The sequence below is a fragment of the Exiguobacterium sp. s141 genome (genome assembly GCF_018618085.1).
GTDB lineage: Bacteria > Bacillota > Bacilli > Exiguobacteriales > Exiguobacteriaceae > Exiguobacterium > Exiguobacterium mexicanum_A.
The window spans coordinates 1-16,626 of the sequence record NZ_JACSLJ010000008.1 but is presented as its reverse complement, the minus strand read 5'-3'; the positions used below and the strand labels follow the sequence as shown (position 1 = coordinate 16,626).

The window sequence follows — 16,626 nt, the reverse complement described above, 5'->3', positions numbered from 1 at the left end:
TTAGAATTTGATGTTCTGGTCGACCATCTCGGCGAGCGTGAACGCGCCCATGACGATGATCAGGCCGACGGCGCCCCCGACGAGCCAACCGACCGCCTTCGAGCGGCCACGATCCCCACCGAATATGAAATAGAAGCCCCCGATGGCGAAGGCGATGGCTGCGGCGATGACGGCGAGTCCCTGGAAGAACTGAAGCAAGCTGAGCCCTGTCTCATTGAGTCCCATGTTGTTCCCCTCCTTAGTCCTGGTGCGCCGGTGACTTGAAGCTGAGCTTCGCCTCGAGCGCCTCCAAAATGAGTTCCTGGTTGTCCTGGATGACCTGTTGATGTTGTTCGTCGAGCCACTCCTCGTAGTCCTTCCCACGGATGCGTAAGAGTTTCTCGGCGAAGCTACGGTTCTGTTTCTGTTCTTTTGATGCCACGGTACACACTTCCTTCCCTTGATCTCGTGATGTGCAGCAGCACATCATTAAGGACAGTCGGATTCGGTGCGGTGGGTTTCTAGCCGTTCCCCCACGAACTCTACTCCTCATGAATCTAAGGAGCTGTACAGGGTTTTTCGATGACCCGGAACGATGCTGTGACCTTGTGGCGAGTTTTAGGCGACTCTCGCCGAACCATCTGTGCGTAGATCCCGCCCACCCGGTCACTGGTGAGGGACACGCCGGTATGTGATTGGAGGAGACCATCCTTAAGGATGTGCTGCTACGTCGATGTCGGCTACTGGCGGACTCTCTTCCGCTTCTTGACGTGGATGAGCTCGTCATCCGGGTTCTTGCGCTTGGCGAGCACGTGGGCGTCACAGACGACCGTTCGGATTCGATAGTAGAGTTGCGTCAGCTGGACCGCCTCGCCGCTCGCCTTCTCGATTCCGATGAAGCCGTGCAGTTCATACGTCTTCCCATCGAACGTGCGGACCGAATCGGCCTGCGGCAGTTCCTTCAGGTCGAACCGACGTCGCTCGAGCTTGGTGACGGAACATTTTGCCCCGTATCCGAAGTCGATGGCGTCCCACGGGACCGTCGCGAGCGTGTGCCCGAACGCGCGGGCCAGATGATCGATGTCCGCGATCGACGGCACCGAACGGTTCTGTTCATATTGACTGATGGCGGGCTGTGAGATCTCCCCGAACGTCTTCTCGGATAGTTCGACCTGTGACCAGCCCGAGAGCCGGCGGTTCTCCTTCAACCACTCCCCGAATCGATACATAAGCCTTCCCCTTTCTGTAAACCAGAGCGGCGACCAAACAGATGTTTCCTTTTGTTGGTTCCAATATAGCAGGATTAAGTCTAAAAATCATCAGTTTTCTGATATGTCAGAAATTTTACAATTGACGATTCTTGTCGAATGCGCTCTATGCAAGGGAAAAAGAGCAACAGAAACTCAATATTTTTAATTTTGTAGCACAATTGTAAAAAAATAACGCATTGTAGATAGAAAATAATGACAAGTATTTTGATTTCGAGAGATTGTGGTAGGGTAGAGGAATAGAAGAGTTAATAAAGAATAAGTGATGAAGAGAGTATTTGGATCGTGGGGTGAGCAAATGGAGTTGAACGAGGCAATCATCGAGCGAATGAAGGAGCTCGCGGCGGAACGGAAAATGACCATCCATCAAGTCATTCAAAAAGGTGGATTAAATCAGGCTACAATCTCAGAGTTAATGAATGGGAGGACTAAACATCCGAAAGTGAGTACGATTCAAAAATTTTGTGAGGGACTGGGTATAACAATTAGCGATTTTTTTAATAGTAATAAATTTAGATAATAAAAAAATTATTTATTAGATACTACCAAACAGTGCATTATTAGTATTAATTATGAGTCGCGAGCGTATGTAACATGTTTGAAGATAGATTTAATCAAAGCAATTTGCCCTCGTTGTCTCTCAACAACGAGGGCAAATTGCTTTGTAAATAATGTAACTGAAATTTATGCTTTATCTTCGTTATTTTCTGTAGGCTCATTTGCGATTTTTTTCAATTCTGAAACATTAGTAGCAACTAATTGATTTGAAGTGTCAAGAGTTGCAAGTGAAATTAAAAGTGCAGAAGAAGTTGTGGTAGTTTTTGAAGTCATAGACTCTGAAAATTCAACTTTAACTGTAGGAACAGCTAAATCTGGAGAATTATTAATTGAATTTGGTGGGTTGTTTAAATAGTAGTCAAAATAAAAATCGTATTCTTCTTTTTGATGCTCTGAATATTGCATCGAGAATGAAATGAAAAAGAAAGCTGATGAAATAAGAATTGAAAAAGTACCTAATAAAACACCAAAGATACCCCAGTCAAATGCAACGTTTTCAGAAACATACATTGAGATAGAAACTGTAAAGAATAATGCATAGCATAGAAGTGCAAGAACTAGAGCCCATTTTCGTAGATTAGACAGTGCTTTATTTTTCAAATAATACTTTTTAGAGTTAAAGTTTCCAAGAGTATTTCTCACCGTACCTTGCCTAAAAGCATCTTTCATAGCGTCTTCTTTTGGATTTACTGTAAACATAGACATTTGTAGTACCCCTTTTTTTACATATTTTATTTTAGGATAAAGCAAATTTTAGAAATTACCTTAATTTAATAATTTTTTGTGTTTGTATACATGTATACAAATGGAGAAAAGTTTGATACGTTGAAGTTACAAATAAAAAAGGAGGCACTAAAATGACCAATCAGCTTGATCTCTCACAGCAAAAAGCGATTGTTGTGACATTTGGAAACTTCAAAGGCGGCACGGGAAAGACAACAAATAGCACGATGCTCGCTTACGCATTGGCCAAAAAAGGCTATCGTGTGTTGCTCTGTGACCAAGATCCGCAGGCAAATGCAACTACGTTGTTCTTGAAGACGAAGGCTGCACGAGAAGATGATTACATAACCTTCGAGAAAACATTGATGGCAGCAATGCAAGAAGGCGATTTAAGTAGCATCGTAACAGAAGTCACGGACAATCTGTTCCTACTACCCTCTTTCAGTGATTTCGCACAGTACCCGAAGTTTCTTGAGAAGAAGTTTGAGAAAGAAGTGGACCGCGTGACGTATCTTTCTACTTTGCTTGAACCTCTGAAGAGTGAGTTCGATTTCATTTTTGTGGATGTCCCTCCCACTATCTCGATCTATACTGACTCTGCCCTTTATGCCTCTGATTTCGTTGTCGTTGTACTTCAGACCCAGGAACGAAGCTTGCAGGGAGCCGAGGTGTTCACACAGTACCTGCAGACATTGCTGGATGACTATGATGCTGATTTTGATATTCTTGGAATCCTACCGGTTCTTCTCAAAAATGGTGCAGCCGTAGATATGGCAACTCTTGAAAATGCCAAGAATGTATTCGGACCGCATAACCTTTTTGAAGGTGTGATCAAGAACATGGAGCGTTTGAAGCGATATGACATCACTGGGATTGTCGAGGAAGATATGCATGATAAACGTGTCATGGAGACATACGCGAAAGTCGCAGAGGAGTTCTTACACCGTCTCGAAGCAGAAATGAATTACGTGGAACAGGGGTGAATAATATGTCAGATTTGATTCAAAAACCAACGAAAAAGCGGTTGCTGGACCGTAAGGGTGTAGCGGCGCCGCAACAAACATATAAAGCTGAAGTGTCTGAAGACAAAACAGTGGAATCGAAAGCTACTGCTCAGAAAGAAACTTCAAACAAACGATCAGCTAAGAACTCCGTCAATATGGGTTCAAGCACTGTTCGTGTATCGAACCTCACAAAAAACAAATTGTCAGCGTTAGTGACGATGGGCAAAGCGGATTCGGCAGATGCGATTATTTCTACGATGATTGACGAGTATCTGGAGCTATTCTCTTCCAATGAGAGAAAAGAATATGAGCTGATTCGAGACGTTTTGATGATGAAGCATAGTAAATAAATAAGAAAGTCCATAATGAACGATCATGCTCTACTGGAGCATGATCGTTTTTTTTATGTGACCACAATTCGTCTAAATATCTTTGGAGATAGCACTACTTTGCTTGGTGTTCAGCCATAATGACCTAATATAGATAAATGTTAAAAAACGGTATACATGTATACGCGTATACAAATCTACATGTATACAAATCTACATGTATACAAATCTACATGTATACAAATCTACATGTATACAAATCTACATGTATACATGTATACGACGAAAATGGAATCGTTTGAATTATGGCTTTAAACCAACGTTTTTAGTGAAACATTAAATCAAAAATTTGTATACACGTATACAAATCTACATGTATACAAATCTACATGTATACAAATCTACATGTATACAAATCTACATGTATACGCGTATACAAATCTATATGTATACATTGGTTTTTATGAGCATAATCTTGAAAAAAAGCTGTTGTTAAGCGATTTCTTTTATGAAAACATAGGATTATGAAGTTCTTTCTAGTAGGAAAAAATGGCATAAAAAAATCTGATAACCTGGCCGTTATCAGATCTAAATCATCTGACTCAGTAGTCAGACTGTGTATTTAACAACGCTTCACCCTAAACCAGCCATCATGAGTAGATTTGTAGAAACCAAGATTTCTAAAAACATAATACGATGAACTGATCCTTTTTCATGCGTTGTTCAAAAGAAAAACGTGATGAACAAAGGCGTCTTTCTTATGCAATCATTTTAGCATTGTTCTTTCTTCTCGACAATGTTCATCGTATTTCAGAGAAATGGATACGCAACATTTTACGATGAACCATAGAACAGAAGAGAGGGGGATGTAGCATGGAAGTGTTGAGAAATCTTTATCGAGACCAATTAACGGAAGCCCCGAAACGGGCCTCTCAGATTGAGAGAACCGGATACAGCAAAGAGCTAGGGTGGATTTTTGTCTGCGAGGAATTCACACAACCACGTGCCATCCGTACATACCGCTCACTATTTGGGGCAAAAGAAAAATATACATATTTCACACCGAACACTTTTTACCGCAATGACCAACGTCATGCGGGTTCTTTGCGTTGGTTAAACGCCATGGTTATTGATATCGATGTTAAGACGTCGCAGAATGCAGGAATGATTTTCCCGGACGTCATGGACCGTGTGACGAGTGCAGGCTTGCCGACACCATCACTCGTCGTCCAGACGCCTTCAGGCGGATTCCATGTGTATTGGTACTTAAAAGAACCAAGACGCGCCTTTCCAAAAGTCGTTGATCACTATAATCGCGTCCAACGAATGATAGCTGAGGAGATGAACGCGGATCTTCAAGCGATAGGTGCTGAACGCTGGTTCCGATTACCAACAGAAGAGAACACCATCTTCCGCTCTGAAGAACGCGTCTCTTTTGACGACCTTTGCGACTGGTTGACGGAGTTGCAAGAGAATCATTCGAAGAAAGGTAAAGTGGCTTTAGGTTCGAAGGATTTATTGTCTCATCCAGCAATCCTAAAGCTATTAGAAGGCGTGGAAGAGGGTCAACGTGATAATACATGCTACACCCTTGCTCTCGCATACAAGGCTGCAGGATACGAAGAAGATCAAGCTTTGTCGTCACTTTATCAATGGAATGAAAAGAATAGTCCTTCACTTCGTCAAATTGAAGTTAAACGTAAAGTGAAGAGTGCCTTCAAACCAGGTTCTCCGCTTGGTCCTTCATCATACTGGATTGAGACGTTGTCAGGCATCCAGTTTAAGTATCAGGTCTGGGAAGGTGCGAAACCGCGCGAAGAACGTACATATAGCCATCTAGATGAATGGAAAGAAGACATCCTTGCAGTTTTACGTGAAAATGGAGGGTGTATTTGTGGTGCGCAACGAGAGCTTATCAAACTAGTCGTTTCAGAAGTAGATACAACGAGACACTTGTCCTACTCTTCGTTTAAAAGACTAGTTAATCAGTTAATCAACGAAGGATTAGTCAAAAAGAAAATAGAAGGTAAGGGACGAGGAGCAAAAACGTATATTTCTTTAAATACGAGCACAGATAATACAGTGTCACTAATTGAGTTTAAGATGAAAAAAAAGAATGGGTCCAATTCAAATACATTTATGGATAGGGTGGTTGGTTGGTTTTTGCCCCCGGTACGTGAAATACTGAGCTCTGGGAGGTTTTTTTATGTCTATTGTTATCGCTTCTATTAGATTGTCTAACTTTAGAGCGTTTCATAAGAGTGAGTTAAATTTGTCTACTCTTTCTTCAGTTTTAATTGGTGCTAATAATGTTGGTAAAACTAGTTTTTTTCATGCTCTTAGATTGATGTTTGATCCCAATTATAAGCCTAATGCTGAAGATGTTTTTCGAAAGCCTGGTGATTCCTCAGGTTTACTAACCACGAAAAAAATATTTGTAGATGTTTTACTTCGTCCAAGTGATGAAAGTGGTGAACAATTCTTTTCTGATCTTTGGCAAGATCATTTTGGTGAACATGTAACTTTAGATGAATTTACTGAAGAAGAATATGTTCCTTTCCGAGCTATAGTGACTTACGATCCACTAAATGGTGATTACAGAGTAGACAGAAAATGTTTAAGAGTATGGCCGTCTTTTGATAGTTTTTTGGATTACGAAGAATATAAAACAGTAAAGGTTACTAATAGATTATTAGATTCATTGCCTGTTTTTTATATGGATGCTAGAAGAGATATTGTTTTTGATATGAGAGACAGATTTTCTTATTTTGCTAAGTTAGTCAAAGATATAAAAGTAAATGAAGAACAGATTGAAGCTTTTGAAACTTCCTTAGCTGAGATTAATCGCGGGATTGTTAATGAAAGCGAAGTTTTAAGCCACTTAACTGAAAAATTAAGTATGGTTTCTACTACTATGAATAAAACAAATTCTCAAATTTCAATTAATCCGATTGCACAACGAATTAAGGAAATTGGTAAAAATCTTGAAATCACGTTCAAAGACGAAAATTCGGAAGAGTTTCCTATATCTAGTCATGGAATGGGCACTAGAAGTTGGATTACGTTTTTAACAGTATTATCATATGTCGATTGGCAACTTAAATTGAAAAGAGATGCAGGAGTGCCATATCATCCTATTATTTTATTGGAAGAGCCTGAAGCGCATCTTCATCCTAACTCCCAAAGGAATATATACAAACAAATCCAAGCATTATATGGCCAAATTTTTGTTAGTACTCATTCCCCAATAGTTGTAGCTCAATCAGAATTAAAGGATATGGTTTATGTTTCTAAGAAGGTCGATTCTTCTTTTCTTAAAAGTATGGATTTTGAAATAACTCATGAGGAATACACTAAAGTAAAGCATGAGATTTTAAAATCTCGAGGGGAGCTTCTTTTTTCTGAAGGAATTATTTTATGCGAAGGTCAAACAGAAGAACAAGTACTACCTGATTTTTTTGAAGAAAAATTCAATTTGCAACCTTACGAATGCGGATTTAATGTAGTTTCTGTTGGAGGAAGTGGTAAGAAATATTTGCCTTTTTTGATGGTGGCGAAATGGTTTGGTATCCCCACTTATATTTTTAGCGATGGTGAATCTAAAACTAAAAAAGAGTTAGAGATTGTTTTGGGGGAAGTCTTTGATGATCCTACTGAGTATTCTAATCAATTAAATCGAGTACTATTTTTATCTGACGGAAATGATTTTGAAAGCTATTTGATTGAAAATGGCTATGCTGATGATTTAATTCAGGCTATAGAATTATCTTTAGAAGATGAGGGGGCATTCGATACTTACGTAGCTAAGAATAATAAACAGTCTGGACGTCCTTTTCCAACTAGTAAAACTTGTGAGGCATGTAAACAAAAAATATATGATAGAACCCCTAAAGACTATGACGGAGACGAGGGAAGATTGGTAGCGTTAAAAGATTTTTCGAAGAAACATAAAGCCTTGTATTCGTCAGTTATCTCAAAAGTCATAATAAGTAATCATAAAGGGACAAATCTGGTTATACCAGAGGCAATAGACGTATTTTTAGAAAAAATCAAAACGGATTTGCTTTGAAAATATATTTATGAAGGAGGGTACTTCATTGCAACTAACAGATACACAAAAACAGGTCATCAGTCACGAAGGATCGCCGTTGCTAGTCACCGCAGGTCCGGGTTCAGGAAAGACAAGGGTACTTGTTGAAAAAACCATTAAACTAATTAAATCTGGAACTAGAAAAATTTTAGCGCTGACTTTTAGTAATAAGGCCGCTGAAGAGATTTTAGAAAGATTAAAAAGTAACTTATCCGCTGAAGAAATGGAATATGTTAATATCGGAACATTTCATAGTTTTTGTTTAGAGCTTGTTTTAGATCGTGGAAACATGATAGGTCTCCCAGCATCGTTAACCGTCATAGAATCTGAAAAAGACAAAATAGAGTTACTAAAAAAAATACTAAACAAAGTAGGACATCAAGACATAAAAGAAAAGTCCTCTCAATCGATTCTAAATAAAATTTCAAAATATAAGCAGAAATTCGAATATCCATCTGAGGAAAGTGAAGATTTTATTTATATCTTCGAAGCTTATAACAATCTTATGTTGGAGCATCGTTTGATTGATTACGATGATATTTTATTTTACGCTTATCGTCTGTTAAACGAAAAACCACAAGTAGCCCGTATGTATAATAGAATTTACAAAACAGTATTTATTGATGAAGCACAGGACTTAAATGAAGCTCAATACGATATTATCTACTCATTATGTATTAATCTTAAAAATATAATTATGATTGGTGATGAAAAACAATCTATATACGGATTTAACGGATCAAGTAGTCATTACATGACGGAACGATTTCTAAATGACTTTAATCCAAAACATATAATCATGAAAGAGAACTTCCGTTCCACTCAACAAATAATAAAAGCATCTATGGGAATTAAAAATTATGCAGATAATATCGGGATGTACCCATTAGAAGGGGAAGTTTTGATTGTTAGAAAAACTAATGAGCATTTAGAAGCAGAATGGATTGTAGAAAAAATATTAGAGCAAGTTAAAAATGGTAACCCTTGGGTTGAAAATACACTTTCATACGAAAATATTGCGGTTCTCGCGCGCAATCGTTATGTATTTCAAGAACTTGAAAAATCATTAAAAAAGCATAATATTCCTTATAATTTTAGAACGACCACTAAGTTGTTGGAAAGCGTCACTCAAGAAATGCAGATTTTTGAGAATGGTTTAAAATTCATGACTAACCCTCATAATCAAATAACAAAAAGAACTCTAGATGACGTTATTTTATTTGATGATAGATTGTCCGTGAATGATAAAAAGTACTTATTAACTGCTAGACCTAAAAGTGGAGTCGAAGTACCTGTGCAAGTGTTTGAAAGTATTGTTAAAGCTTGGAGTATTATTTTACATGACAATGAATCCTTTATACAGGCTTTAAAAGAGATTGAGAATACAATAAATAGTATCGAAGAGGATGAATATATCAAACAAAACTTGGAATTACTATTTAAAGATATCGAGATGTGGAAAAGTCATTGGAGAAGATACTGTACTTTAGTGGTGACCGGAAATCGTAATCTGATTCACTTTAAGAATCAAATGGCTTTGGGAAAAACCTCTTATTACAATCACGAAGGTGTAACGCTTTCGACGGTGCATATGGCAAAGGGTCTAGAATATGATGTTGTATTCATAATGGGTATGTGCGAGGGGATATTTCCAGATTATAGAGCAACTGATCACATTCAATTACAAGAAGAAAGAAATAATATGTTTGTTGCTTTGACTCGAGCGAAAAGAGTATGTTATCTTAGTTTTCCTGATTTTCGATTTATGCCATGGGGGAGCGAAAAAAAACAAAAGCCATCTCGTTATTTAATCGAAATTTCTGAAGCACTCCAAGAGGAAGCAGACATCAATTAAGTTTTATAGAGATGTCTGCTTTAAATATTTATAGAACGTTGAACGAGATATGTTCAATGTTTTAGTAATGTCATTTACTGTCATTCTTGCTTCATACATAATCATTGCTCTGTTCATGATTTGCTCGTCGATAGGTTTTCTTCCCCCCATCTTCCCGCGTGCCCGAGCTGCTTTAAGGCCAACGTTCGTACGTTCGCGAATCAACTCACGTTCCATCTCTGCTAACCCAGCCATCATAGTAAAGAATAATCGTCCGGCAGCCGTAGAGGTATCGACACCTAGTGTAATAATTTGAAGATTGATTCCGCGATCCTTCAAATCATCAATTAATTCAAGAAGCTTCTTTGTGGTTCTCCCCAACCGATCTAGCTTCCAGACGACCAGGGTATCACCTTCTCGTAAATAATCTAAGCACTTTTCAAATTCCGGTCTCTTTTTAACACTGGAGGCCTTCTCTTGAAAGATTTTAGTACAACCAGCTTTCTTAAGTTCATCTAGTTGCGAGTCTAGGTTCTGATCAAAGGTTGATACTCGTGCATATCCAATTCTCGCCATGGAGCACCTCCATTTGTTTGTTTACTCATTAATCATAACAGAAAACAAACATTGATAAAAAGATGAGTTAAAAGACAATAGAGACAAAATGAAAAGGGCTATTTAAAGCCCTTTTCATTTCGTGTGAATTGATAGACAAAAATGTCTTTTTAACGTTCGTTTAAAAGACAGCCTTACTTATCATTACTAGAATTATACTGATCTCGATATCCTATCGAAGAAGAGCTTTTAAAAAAACCTTCTGGATTTTTTTTAATCGCATTTTCAAGGCGAGTTTTTGTCTTGCTTGATAGATTATTTCGAGCTGCTTCAATTTGTTGAGGTAAATAACTTAAAATCTCTGTTTCCAGATCAATATTATTCACCCGTTGTGGTTTTGAAAATCTCCCTCTATTACTTTCTACATAAGTATTACTGTACTTGTCTGAAGGATCTTTTTTTATAATTGTAAGGATCAACACTCCGGCTAAGATATGAAGAACATACAGAGCATCACGCTTTGAATTGGATTTTAAATACCCGGTAGCGGCGTTACAATACTGTGAATATCGAATTTGATGGGAATCTCCAATGAGAAGTGCCTCATCCAAAAAAATTAAATGATTTTCAATATTCTTCATTGCAGAAGATTGGTTTAATAAGAATTCACGCATTTCCTTTTCTGCAGATTGTATTTCTTGAAAGTCTGATTCTGAGAAACCATTTCTAAGTGTTAATTCCTTATCTTGAGCATCATGATACATTGTTCTCCAACTTACTGAAGTTATGAAATAGTTTAGCCAGGAATCATATTCAACCTCTTTAGTTCTTTTATTCCTAAAAGGTTGCAGTACTTTTTGCATAAAGAGGCCTTCTTTTGTACTAAAGCGAGCTTCGCATTCTTTGCACAAAAAATAATCTTTGTCTAAGTCTTGTAATGCTTGTTCAGGATTACTGACGCTACGAAGTTTTTTTGTAAATGATCTCTTTTTAATGATATTTCCAACCGCCTTAGGAATTCTATGACTAAGCTGTAACTCTGCCTCTTTTTTGCAAAGTGCACATGGCCGGAGTATAACATTTTCTGAAGTTTGAGGTATCAAGTAATTTTTTTTCAAATTAAGGCTCCTTAATTTCATTTGTGAAATTCAAGATTAAATATTAATAGGTGAAACGCTATCCTTTAATAATGAAGGAAGCTTCTGACCTTTTAGATTGTTTAATTGTAACTTTTTCGTTGGTTCTACTGTTTTGTATTCAACTCCAGCAAAAGTCTTCAAAATCGCCTCGAACACTATCTGAGCTCCTGCCGGAGGAACGGCCATGCCGATTTGTTTTCGGACCTGTTCTTTACTACCAACAAACACAAAATCATCCGGGAAGGTTTGAAGGCGAGCCCGTTCACGATTCGTTAAAGCACGGGCTTCTTCCCAATGGTACATATGCGTACCACCACCACCGCTACCTGTCACGGTATATGCTGGACGGTTCGGATCTAGTCGTTTATAAATCGAACTCAGACGTGCACCTTTAACGTTTAACCGTAGATGTTCTGGAATTCCTAAGTACCAAGCGTTTTCGCCAGGAGGAATATGTCCGAGCATTTCTACGACTTTAGGATTATGTCTAGTTAATTCATTATTCATTGCATCTTCTGGAATCGGAGGATTCAAGATTGCCTCACTTGCTGTTTTGACATTGTCGAGTGTGTTAAGTGGCGCCGGAACTTTAAATTCGATTCCTTGCTCTGCCAAATCTTTGCGAATCCCAACGATGATGATCCGGTGACGAGCCTGAGGGACCCCATAGAGTTCAAATTTATAGAGGTGAGGTGTCAATACATAGCCGCACTCTTCAAGCTCAGTCAAAATTTGAATGAACGCTTTACCTTCGTTGGCACTTTGAAGACCACCTACGTTCTCAGCGACGAAAAATTTCGGTTGATACTCATTCAGTACTTTGACCCCATAAGAGTAGAGAGGACCGAATGTTCCGTTCAATCCTTGTTTCTCGCCAACCTGGCTATAATCGTTGCATGGGAACCCGAAAGCGAAGCAATCGATGTCACCCAGGACCGACTTGTCACCAATTGGAAGTTGTTCGACGGGCCCGTGATGGACGGAATTATCATTAATATCATCACAGATATTGAAACGGAATGTTTTACAAGCTTGCTCATCGTAGTCGTTCGACCACTCATGTACAATCCGATATTCCTCGTTTGTCTCTGGATGAATCACGCGTGCATTTTTCGCACCAAGAGAAAGGCCACCTGGACCATTAAATAGTTCACCTTTTTTAAATATCATAATAAAACTCCTCACTTTCAATGCTTTCAAAAAACGAAAGTATGTTCTTGCTTACTCATAAGCCTATTCTACATCTCTTTTTAATAAATAGCAGCCCTAAAGCTCAAATCGTAAAAAACTAAAATACAGATAGCCATCAAAGTAAAATCATTCAATGTTGAATGATTTTACTTTGATGGCCTGTTGTAATCTGGATTTAGCAACGGATACCAAAGAGGGGGAGGAGCAGTTGAAAGATAAGCGTCTTAGAAACTTAAGAGAGTTATGTGAAATGTACCTCTGTTCGAGTTTTATTACAGAAGAAATCATAAGTGCGTTCAAGGAACATCTGGCACAAAAGGATATCAGAAGGATCCTATCGGAGAAGACAGGACGAGAACTCAACTCAATTTATCGAGACGAACGTGCCGGGAACGTCTTCAATGCGATCACGTTGATTCGATACTGGAAGGCCGCACTGGAGATGAAAGAAGAACTGATGAATGGGGCGATGTCTTCTTTTACAAAAAACAGTGATTCGTCAGATATCTCGATTCTCGAAATCGAAGAAATCATTAGGAAGTATGGGGAGACTATCGAATCGATATCTGAGCTCGATGGTGAGATTGAATTTGATGAGGCAGTCGAAAACCATTTCAATGTCATCTATCGAGTCGTCGAATATTATGACAAAAATCCATTGCCAGGGAACCGAATGGTCAAAAAGCAGTTATTGATTGAATTGAATGATCGACCAGATATACGAGAACGAAAAAATAAAATGAGAATCGAAAGGATGAAACAATATGGCTGAACGTAAAGTATGGTTTATCACACGACCGGAGAGAGATCCGCGTTTCCACGCGGAGGCCGTCACTGCATTGAAAGAGGCGACAGAAAATTTCACGAAGAAATGGGAAGGGAACCGAGAACTGCACAAGCATTACGAATCGGTCCTTGCAGCACATGGGTTGAAGCGTAACAACGTGAGCAATGACGGATCAGGTGGACGTACGTGGTGCGCGATGTTAAAGACATTCTCGTACTGTTACATCGATAAAGAGGGATTTGTGAAACCGACGAAGGTCGGGAATGCACTCGTAGATGGGATTAAAGAATATGAGAATGTGAAGAAGCAAATTCTCACGCTTCAAATTCCGAATGCCTATTTCATGGAAAAAGGATTCCGACCGAAATTCGAAGAAGGATTCCGTATTCGTCCAGCGCGCTTTTTGATCAAACTCGTACAACGTTCAGAGCTTGAGTACCGTCTATCTAAAGAAGAAATTACGTATTTTGTTTTGACTGCGCAACAAGATTCACAGGAACAAGAGGTTGTCTCAAAAATCCTATCATTCCGAAATGCGTCTCCAGAACAAAAAGAATCAATGAAGCAAGAGGTAGCGGTTCACTACGATCATCGGGCCCGGAATGACAGGGCCGCTCGCGATTACTATCAGGCCCATTCTGACGTTGCGCATACATTCATGTTGCTATGTGAATATACGGGATTGGTTGAATATCAGAGAGGAATGTCGATTCTGACAACAGAACCGACTTTAGTCGACACGGCGATGGAGAGTATCGCTTATTACGATTCGCGTTACCCGTTCAATACGCGGTACCTCATCTCGGTTGAACGGATGGCCCAGAACAGCGGTCTGGACGTCGACAGCTATAAATCAAATGAGTTTGGAGACATCAAACCCGCCAACAACTCAGTTAAAATGACAAAAAAAATTGAAACTGTCTTGAATAAAATCCCTAACCCTTTGGAATTGACACATGAAGAGCTACTGTCTCATTTCGAGCCGGTCTTTGGGAAACGCGATGCGTTGAAAGCCGTGAATGCCGTACAGGTTGGAAAAGAATCAATGAATCATCTTTCGGAAGAGTTTGTAGAGAGATATCTAGGGGACATGACACATAATGAATTTGAACGAACGACCACTGAAATCTTGAAGGCAATTGGGTTCGAGACAATCTACCAACCTAAGATCCAGGGTAAACAGACAGAAATCGAAATCCTAATTCGTTCAGGTTTCATTCATGGCATCATCGACACCAAACACTATCCAAATGGATTTGGATTAACCCAACAACTCGCGAACTACATGGCATCGGAGTACATTCAAAACTATATGACTTATGACGAAAGTAAGCTTGAATTCTATGGATATGTCACTTCTGGAGGTTTCACGGGTGAGAAAAAATTAGAGTCAATCACGTCGCTTGCAGAAAAATTAACAGGTGAAACGATTGAAGGATTAATGATTACGCGTGAAGTGTTAATTGGTTTCCTAGACTATTGTTTGGAGAATCAAATCCCTCAAGAAGAACGGGTCCGTCTGTTTATTGAGAATGCTAAAAACAAAGGATTCAATGATTTGAAGCAATTCGTATAAATCAAGATATGAATCCAGTTATATAAGTGAATCGAGTCTTGAAAGGAAGAGCATAGTCGCTCTTCCCTTTTATTTTGGAAAGTCGAGGAGCGACACTACGTTTCGTGACGCAGACTTCGAACAACCGTTAGGGCGTTAGTCCATCGATTGTTCCACGTGAATAATCGCCTCGAACGGTACATGGATGATGCCATCCCTCTGATTGGCCAGTTCAACGGTCCGCTCCATGTAGTTCGTCCGGTGCACGAAACCCTTGAACCGTTTCATCTCCTGCTCCTCCACATATTTCACCTCCACCATATCCCCACTGAAAATTGCGTCATTCAGCACGTTCTCATAGACCGATAAGACTTGTTCATCGATATCGGGCATCTCAATCTTTTGGATTTCCTTATAGTACTTCGTCAGCAACGCCTTGTGTTCGGGCATGAGGAACGGGATCCATTTCAGCTCACCCCGGTCGCGATACATCGTCATCAAAATCACTCCTTCTTACAAAACGAACATTTGTTCTTATTTTATACCCGGTTTGTCCTGTTTGAACAGCCTTTTTCGTGATTGTTGATTCGTGCGTCCTGTTTCCGTACTCTAGCTCGCTGGTCACCGGTGCAAGGGTCGTCAAAAAAAATGACGCGCCCTTCGGCCCGTCTTCCTTCGCTTTTGGCTCAAAGCGAGGCTTTTCGCACGTTGGCTACGGAAGCCTGGACCTCCGTTTGCTCTACGCATTTTTTTGAGGCTCTCCCTGCGGTCGCCCTTGCACCGTCTCCCGACGCTCGCTTCGTTTCCGTCAACAGGACGCACAACGGTGTTCGTTCTGATGTCAGCTTATCCGAAAGGGGACAAACCATCATGGAACTATCCGCCATCATCGAGGTCATCCGTATCAAGCAAGAGGTTCGCGAAGAAATGGTCGCTCTCGAGCACGCCATCATCCAATCACCTGACAATGCCCGGCAAATCGGGGCATCGTTCATCGGGGACGACGACCGGGAGGTGTTCCTCGTCATCATGCTCAACACGAAGAACCGGGTCATCGGCGTCCATCGGGCGCACGTCGGGAGCGTCAACTCGAGCGTCGTCCACCCGCGGGAAGTCTTCAAATGCGCCATCCTGAACAACGCCTCGTGCCTCATTGTCTGTCACCAACATCCGAGCGGGGACCCGTTATCCATAGTATAATGAATAATAGTAGTTAAAGTAGTTTAGGAGGGGGATATTAGGGAGGTTTTTACTTTAAATAAAAATTAACAAGGTCTATAATTTATAGTAGTTAAAGTGGTTAAAGAGAGGTGGGAGGATGTGAAGGTTCAAAGGATAAAAGTGGAGAATAAGCCATATCCATTGTATTTATTGCTAGATGAAGAATATCAGGTAATAGAACCAGTAATGAGGTTTATAAAATATCTAGATAATACTGGTAAGTCACCAAATACCATTAAAGCATACTGCTATCATTTAAAGTTGCTATATGAGTTTATGGAACAGAGGGGGATTACCCTTAATGATATTAACTTTGAGAAATTAGCAGATTTTGTAGGTTGGTTGAGATACCCAACAGCAGCAAATGTAATTGATCTCCAGTCAAAAGAAGCC

At 39.8% G+C, this 16,626-nt stretch carries 18 protein-coding genes; 10 read left to right on the top strand and 8 right to left on the bottom strand.

Features of this window, described 5'->3' with window-relative positions; all coding sequences use genetic code 11:
- From KNP74_RS13470 to KNP74_RS13460, 3 genes are all read right to left on the bottom strand, one after another.
- Window positions 1–225 carry a hypothetical protein gene (locus KNP74_RS13470; protein ID WP_012390467.1) on the bottom strand — a complete coding sequence of 75 codons (225 nt, stop codon included), beginning with the start codon at window positions 223–225 and terminating at the stop codon, window positions 1–3.
- Window positions 226–238: 13 nt separating this feature from the next.
- Window positions 239–421: a hypothetical protein gene (locus KNP74_RS13465; protein ID WP_021065836.1), complete on the bottom strand. Its 183-nt coding sequence runs from the start codon at window positions 419–421 to the stop codon at window positions 239–241.
- A 298-nt stretch (window positions 422–719) separates the two neighbouring features.
- Window positions 720–1,208, bottom strand: coding sequence for a helix-turn-helix domain-containing protein (locus tag KNP74_RS13460; protein WP_214764579.1), 489 nt, complete (start codon window positions 1,206–1,208; stop codon window positions 720–722).
- A 304-nt stretch (window positions 1,209–1,512) separates the two neighbouring features.
- On the opposite strand from KNP74_RS13460, the gene KNP74_RS13455 reads away from it, so the two are divergent.
- On the top strand, window positions 1,513–1,767 hold the full coding sequence (locus tag KNP74_RS13455; RefSeq protein ID WP_214764577.1) for a helix-turn-helix domain-containing protein: 255 nt from the start codon (window positions 1,513–1,515) through the stop codon (window positions 1,765–1,767).
- A 164-nt stretch (window positions 1,768–1,931) separates the two neighbouring features.
- Here the strand turns inward: KNP74_RS13455 and KNP74_RS13450 are convergent, their stop codons facing one another.
- Window positions 1,932–2,510 (bottom strand): hypothetical protein, encoded by a 579-nt coding sequence (locus KNP74_RS13450; protein WP_214764576.1) that lies wholly within the window; start codon window positions 2,508–2,510, stop codon window positions 1,932–1,934.
- A 152-nt stretch (window positions 2,511–2,662) separates the two neighbouring features.
- On the opposite strand from KNP74_RS13450, the gene KNP74_RS13445 reads away from it, so the two are divergent.
- The 5 genes from KNP74_RS13445 (at window position 2,663) to KNP74_RS13425 (ending at window position 9,806) form a co-directional block, all read left to right on the top strand.
- Entirely contained in the window at window positions 2,663–3,511 is an 849-nt protein-coding gene (locus KNP74_RS13445) for a ParA family protein (RefSeq protein WP_214764575.1), read from the top strand.
- A gap of 5 nt (window positions 3,512–3,516) precedes the next feature.
- Entirely contained in the window at window positions 3,517–3,882 is a 366-nt protein-coding gene (locus tag KNP74_RS13440; protein WP_214764574.1) for a DUF5388 domain-containing protein, read from the top strand.
- A gap of 852 nt (window positions 3,883–4,734) precedes the next feature.
- Window positions 4,735–6,093, top strand: a complete 1,359-nt coding sequence (locus KNP74_RS13435; RefSeq protein ID WP_214764573.1) for a primase C-terminal domain-containing protein — start codon at window positions 4,735–4,737, stop codon at window positions 6,091–6,093.
- Window positions 6,068–7,930, top strand: coding sequence for an ATP-dependent nuclease (locus KNP74_RS13430; protein ID WP_214764572.1), 1,863 nt, complete (start codon window positions 6,068–6,070; stop codon window positions 7,928–7,930). Before KNP74_RS13435 ends, KNP74_RS13430 begins: the two co-directional genes overlap by 26 nt.
- 28 nt (window positions 7,931–7,958) lie before the next feature.
- Window positions 7,959–9,806 carry an ATP-dependent helicase gene (locus tag KNP74_RS13425; RefSeq protein WP_214764571.1) on the top strand — a complete coding sequence of 616 codons (1,848 nt, stop codon included), beginning with the start codon at window positions 7,959–7,961 and terminating at the stop codon, window positions 9,804–9,806.
- Window positions 9,807–9,809: 3 nt separating this feature from the next.
- Here the strand turns inward: KNP74_RS13425 and KNP74_RS13420 are convergent, their stop codons facing one another.
- From KNP74_RS13420 to KNP74_RS13410, 3 genes are all read right to left on the bottom strand, one after another.
- Window positions 9,810–10,361, bottom strand: coding sequence for a recombinase family protein (locus KNP74_RS13420; protein ID WP_214764570.1), 552 nt, complete (start codon window positions 10,359–10,361; stop codon window positions 9,810–9,812).
- Between the two features lie 173 nt (window positions 10,362–10,534).
- Window positions 10,535–11,458: a hypothetical protein gene (locus KNP74_RS13415; protein ID WP_214764568.1), complete on the bottom strand. Its 924-nt coding sequence runs from the start codon at window positions 11,456–11,458 to the stop codon at window positions 10,535–10,537.
- A gap of 36 nt (window positions 11,459–11,494) precedes the next feature.
- The gene (locus tag KNP74_RS13410; RefSeq protein ID WP_214764567.1) at window positions 11,495–12,649 is read right to left on the bottom strand and encodes a DNA cytosine methyltransferase; all 1,155 of its coding nucleotides are present in this window, start codon (window positions 12,647–12,649) and stop codon (window positions 11,495–11,497) included.
- A 229-nt stretch (window positions 12,650–12,878) separates the two neighbouring features.
- Here KNP74_RS13410 and KNP74_RS13405 point away from each other — a divergent pair, with 229 nt between their 5' ends.
- Both KNP74_RS13405 and KNP74_RS13400 read left to right on the top strand, forming a co-directional pair.
- Window positions 12,879–13,442: a hypothetical protein gene (locus KNP74_RS13405; protein WP_214764566.1), complete on the top strand. Its 564-nt coding sequence runs from the start codon at window positions 12,879–12,881 to the stop codon at window positions 13,440–13,442.
- Window positions 13,435–15,033, top strand: a complete 1,599-nt coding sequence (locus KNP74_RS13400) for an AlwI family type II restriction endonuclease (protein ID WP_214764565.1) — start codon at window positions 13,435–13,437, stop codon at window positions 15,031–15,033. The genes KNP74_RS13405 and KNP74_RS13400 overlap by 8 nt, the downstream gene beginning before the upstream one ends.
- Window positions 15,034–15,168: 135 nt before the next feature.
- Here KNP74_RS13400 and KNP74_RS13395 read toward each other — a convergent pair whose 3' ends face one another.
- On the bottom strand, window positions 15,169–15,510 hold the full coding sequence (locus KNP74_RS13395; RefSeq protein WP_251130200.1) for a YolD-like family protein: 342 nt from the start codon (window positions 15,508–15,510) through the stop codon (window positions 15,169–15,171).
- Between the two features lie 372 nt (window positions 15,511–15,882).
- Between KNP74_RS13395 and KNP74_RS13390 the strand changes: the two genes are divergently transcribed.
- Both KNP74_RS13390 and KNP74_RS13385 read left to right on the top strand, forming a co-directional pair.
- On the top strand, window positions 15,883–16,212 hold the full coding sequence (locus tag KNP74_RS13390) for a JAB domain-containing protein (RefSeq protein ID WP_214764564.1): 330 nt from the start codon (window positions 15,883–15,885) through the stop codon (window positions 16,210–16,212).
- A 120-nt stretch (window positions 16,213–16,332) separates the two neighbouring features.
- A partial coding sequence (locus KNP74_RS13385; protein ID WP_214764562.1) for a site-specific integrase occupies window positions 16,333–16,626 on the top strand: 294 nt, incomplete at its 3' end.

Bases quoted from the DNA above. Each gene is read 5' to 3' on its own strand.
- KNP74_RS13450 (WP_214764576.1), bottom strand. From the start codon at position 2,510: ATGTCTATGTTTACAGTAAATCCAAAAGAAGACGCTATGAAAGATGCT.
- KNP74_RS13395 (WP_251130200.1), bottom strand. From the start codon at position 15,510: ATGACGATGTATCGCGACCGGGGTGAGCTGAAATGGATCCCGTTCCTC.
- KNP74_RS13455 (WP_214764577.1), top strand. From the start codon at position 1,513: ATGAAGAGAGTATTTGGATCGTGGGGTGAGCAAATGGAGTTGAACGAG.
- KNP74_RS13420 (WP_214764570.1), bottom strand. From the start codon at position 10,361: ATGGCGAGAATTGGATATGCACGAGTATCAACCTTTGATCAGAACCTA.
- KNP74_RS13390 (WP_214764564.1), top strand. From the start codon at position 15,883: ATGGAACTATCCGCCATCATCGAGGTCATCCGTATCAAGCAAGAGGTT.
- KNP74_RS13430 (WP_214764572.1), top strand. From the start codon at position 6,068: ATGTCTATTGTTATCGCTTCTATTAGATTGTCTAACTTTAGAGCGTTT.
- KNP74_RS13470 (WP_012390467.1), bottom strand. From the start codon at position 225: ATGGGACTCAATGAGACAGGGCTCAGCTTGCTTCAGTTCTTCCAGGGA.
- KNP74_RS13400 (WP_214764565.1), top strand. From the start codon at position 13,435: ATGGCTGAACGTAAAGTATGGTTTATCACACGACCGGAGAGAGATCCG.
- KNP74_RS13440 (WP_214764574.1), top strand. From the start codon at position 3,517: ATGTCAGATTTGATTCAAAAACCAACGAAAAAGCGGTTGCTGGACCGT.
- KNP74_RS13445 (WP_214764575.1), top strand. From the start codon at position 2,663: ATGACCAATCAGCTTGATCTCTCACAGCAAAAAGCGATTGTTGTGACA.
- KNP74_RS13410 (WP_214764567.1), bottom strand. From the start codon at position 12,649: ATGATATTTAAAAAAGGTGAACTATTTAATGGTCCAGGTGGCCTTTCT.
- KNP74_RS13435 (WP_214764573.1), top strand. From the start codon at position 4,735: ATGGAAGTGTTGAGAAATCTTTATCGAGACCAATTAACGGAAGCCCCG.
- KNP74_RS13460 (WP_214764579.1), bottom strand. From the start codon at position 1,208: ATGTATCGATTCGGGGAGTGGTTGAAGGAGAACCGCCGGCTCTCGGGC.